Annotated in this window: 2 protein-coding genes; both read left to right on the top strand. The window is 31.7% G+C overall.

The features are described 5' to 3' along the window. On the top strand, window positions 1–2,042 hold a 2,042-nt coding region (locus ABZA26_RS09365; RefSeq protein WP_372714259.1), incomplete at its 5' end, for a helix-turn-helix domain-containing protein. Window positions 2,043–2,285: 243 nt separating this feature from the next. After that, a partial coding sequence (locus ABZA26_RS09360) for a sodium:solute symporter family protein (RefSeq protein ID WP_372714258.1) occupies window positions 2,286–4,023 on the top strand: 1,738 nt, incomplete at its 3' end.

Raw genomic sequence — 4,023 nt, 5'->3', positions numbered from 1 at the left:
TGAGAAAAAATGGGATAAAAATAGAAAAGATAATATTTATTATACTATTTACTTTAAGTTCTATGTATATTATCTATAGCTTAAAAACCCAGTGGAAAAAAGATAGATTAACTTATAAAGAAGAAGGAGATAAATTTAAATCCAGGTCTTTCAATGAGTTGTCGAAGCTGATTTCCTTTTTATCATATATTCCTAAAAAATATGACGAAGAGCGGTCTATAGCTGAAATTTCCTATAAAAAAGAAATTGACCCTATAGCCATGTTTAATATCCAACAAAAATTGCAATCAGATTATTATATATTTAGTAAAAACGATAGTAATTTATTGGTGCTGGATGAAAGAAATAGAAATGTAATAGGAGCCTATGAAACCTTTGAGCTAGATGACTTTATAAGGGAGAATAATTTACCTGAGGACATCTATAATGTAAAGGGGCACAAATCTAATGAAAAATATTATTTTGTGAAGCCAAGTTTAAGGAGAGGAGTCTATTATATACTGACAATAAATGATAAATTTTTTAGACTTAATGTTGAGGATAAAAGGTTTGGCAAATGGTATCTTATATATGACGGAAACTTGATAAATATAGATGAAAAATCCAGTGAGAGTGAACTGTTGAAGATAATAGGGGAAAAGAATATTTCACAGAAAGATATACAGGTTTATTACATGGAAGCAGCTGCTCCAGAAAAAAACCGAGTAGCTGGACTTTTAAAGGAGATATTGTTATATCTATCTGTAAATTTAATAATCTTAGTAATTTTAACCAGGGTTTTGGTCAGGATAGCTTATAAGCCGATCATGAAAGTGATGAGTAGTTTTGGATATAAACAAAGTAAAGAGGATGATATTGTAGCTTCTATGAATATAGTCTATAACAAATTGAAAACAGAAAATGATCTCTTGAGAGAGATAAACAAAAAAACCACCAAATATATAAAAGATAAAGGGTTTATAGATTTTTTTAAAGGGATTATAAAATTCAAAGATCTGGATAATTCCATAAAAACTGATACAGAGACCTATAAATTCTTTTTGGGGAATGCAGATATAAATGATTACTCAGATGAGCAAATTATATCCTTTAAACAAGAAATGAGAAAATATGCCGAGGAAAAAAAAGGCCATTTTTCTTTGATTGACAGGGATCACATAGCCTTACTCATGCCGAAAGAGACTTTAAATAAAGAAAAATTAATGGTTTTATTAGATGATTTGGATGGTAAATATGATATGGAAATAACTGGTTTTTTAAGTGAGAAAGAGTATAGAATAGAAGAACTGTATAATAAATGTGATTATTTTGTTAAATTTTTAGATAACAAATTTAAATTAAAAGAGAGGAAAATTATATCGGAAGAGGATATCAATGAAAATTCAAAAGGTTATTATTACCCTATAGGTGTAGAGCAGAGACTTATAAACAAAATAATCGATAAGCGAATAGATGACGTTCATAAATTATATGAGGATATTTTTTATGAAAATTTTCAGCAGAGAAAAATATCTAGTGACAGTTTTGAAAAGCTAAAGGTATTAATCAATAATACCATTAGGAGAATACAGGAAGATATTCCGTCAGAAAAACGTATTGATAAACATTTATTAGATGTAATTACAGAATCAAAATCAGTTGAAATATTAAAGGCAAACGTTGAAAAAACAATTAATTCTCTATTGGAAAACTTACCAAAACCAAAAAATAACACCAACGTCTTAATAAATGATAAAATAAATGAATTTATAATGCTTAACTATGCCAAGGATATCTCACTGTTGGATTTTGCTGAATACATGGGGGTAACACTTCAATATGCGAGTAATTTATATAAAAAGATTAAAAATGAGACTTTTAATAAATCTCTGAGAAGATACAGAATAGAAAAATCAATAGAACTATATAATGCTGACAAAGAATTAAAAATAAAAGATCTGAGCTTGATGGTAGGTTATACAAACACAATGACCTTTATTAATAATTTTAAAAGGGAAAAAGGACTGCCTCCAGGTAAATATTTTGTAAACAAAACTGATTAAGGAAGAAAAATCGGATAACCGATTTTTAACATTAAAAATGATATATACGTTTAGAAGCCTTTAAAAATAAGAGCTTGAGGGTATAGATGTAAAATTCTATATCCTTTTTTTATTGCTTTAAAAATCAGATATTTATCTCATTGTGTATTGATAGTATCCTAGTTGTATAGAAATAAACCGGAATGTTTCTTTTGAGTTTGGAGTTCTAAAAAGTGTAATTTAAAAATTCAGGAGGTAGTGAAAATGTCAGTAGATATCAGTGTAATTATAGTTTATTTTGGGTTTCTAATATCAATAGGGTATTTCTTTAGGAAATTTGCCTCAAATTCCACGAGTGATTATTTTTCTGGCGGAGGTAAAATGTTATGGTGGATGGTTGGATCCACAGCTTTTATGACCCAATTCAGTGCCTGGACATTTACAGGAGCAGCAGGAAAAGCGTTTACAGATGGATGGACGATAACGATAATATTCTTTGCAAATGCAGTAGGGTACTTAATGAATTATCTGTATTTTGCAGAAAAATTTAGGCAGTTGAGGGTAGTCACACCTATGGAAGCAATAAGGTTGAGATTTGGAAAAGTTAATGAACAAGTTTTTACATGGATGAATATTATTCCTAGTATATTAAGTGCTGCAATATGGTTAAATGGATTGGCAATATTTGTAGCGGCAGTATTTAACATTCCCATGTCCTATACAATTATAGCTACGGGTGGAGTAGTTTTGTTGATGTCGGTGACAGGTGGAGCCTGGGCAGTTATTGCCTCGGATTTTATGCAAATGGTAACGATAATGGCAGTTACTGTGATCTCTACAATAGTAGCAATAGTTAAAGGTGGAGGAGTCACACAACTATTACATGATAGTATGCCGGCGCGTCCAATAGTGGGAACAGGGGTTAATCATTTTTCACTCTTTGTGGTATGGATTGTATTTATTCTGTTGAAACAATTCTTTAGCACAAATAGTATTGTTGGTGGAGCATATAGGTATTTTGCAGCAAAGGATTCAAAGAATGCTAAAAAAGCAGCAGGATTAGCCTGTATATTAATGGCGATAGGACCGTTAGTATGGTTTTTCCCATCTTGGTATGTGGCAGGGCATTATCCTGATATATCCACATGGGGACTAGAAAATTTAGGAGGAAAAGTAAAAGACGCGGCTTACTTGATATTTGTAAAAAATGAAATGCCGGTAGGTATGGTTGGATTAATGATGGCTGCGATATTTTCTGCCACGATGTCTTCTATGGATTCTGCGCTAAATAGAAATGCAGGAATTGTTGTTAAGAATTTTTATCTGTCAGTTTTAAAACCTAAAGCAACAGATAAAGAGTTGTTGAAAGTAGGTAAGTGGTTAACTTTAGTCTTTGGAATTGTAATAATCTTAGTATCTTTAGTTTTAGCATCATTAGAGCATTTAAGTCTTTTTAATGCAACTATGTATATTGGGTCATTAGTGGCATTCCCAATGTTGGTGCCTTCATTACTCGGGTTCTTTATTAAAAAAACTCCGGACTGGGCACCTTGGGCAACTATAGCAGTGGGAGTAGTAGTTTCTTATCTGGCTGGTATACTCATAACTCCGGAATTGGTAGAAAAGACATTAGGTTTATCTACTCCTTTTACAGGAAGAGAAGCTTCAGATCTGAAAGTAGTTCTGGGGATAGCAGGGCATATATTTATAACTGGAGGATTTTTCTTAATGACGCAGTTATTCTTTAAAGGATATAAAACAAAAGAAAGAGAGGAAGAGGTAAATCTGTTCTTCGGTAACATGAATACAGAGGTTATTTCTTGTGATATAGAGTGTGCAGGGATAGACTGTGATCAAAGAACTATTTTAGGTAAACTAATAATGACATTTGCATGCGGAATTGCATTATTGATGTTTGTGCCGAACCCATTAGGAGGGCGAATGGTATTCTTGGCGATTGCAGCTATAGTATTTATAGTAGGATATGCTCTAAACAAAGCCG

The organism is Ilyobacter sp., from assembly GCF_041583315.1.
Classification (GTDB): Bacteria; Fusobacteriota; Fusobacteriia; order Fusobacteriales; family Fusobacteriaceae; genus Ilyobacter.
Note: the sequence above shows the minus strand (reverse complement) of the source record. Positions and strands in the feature narration are given on the sequence as shown.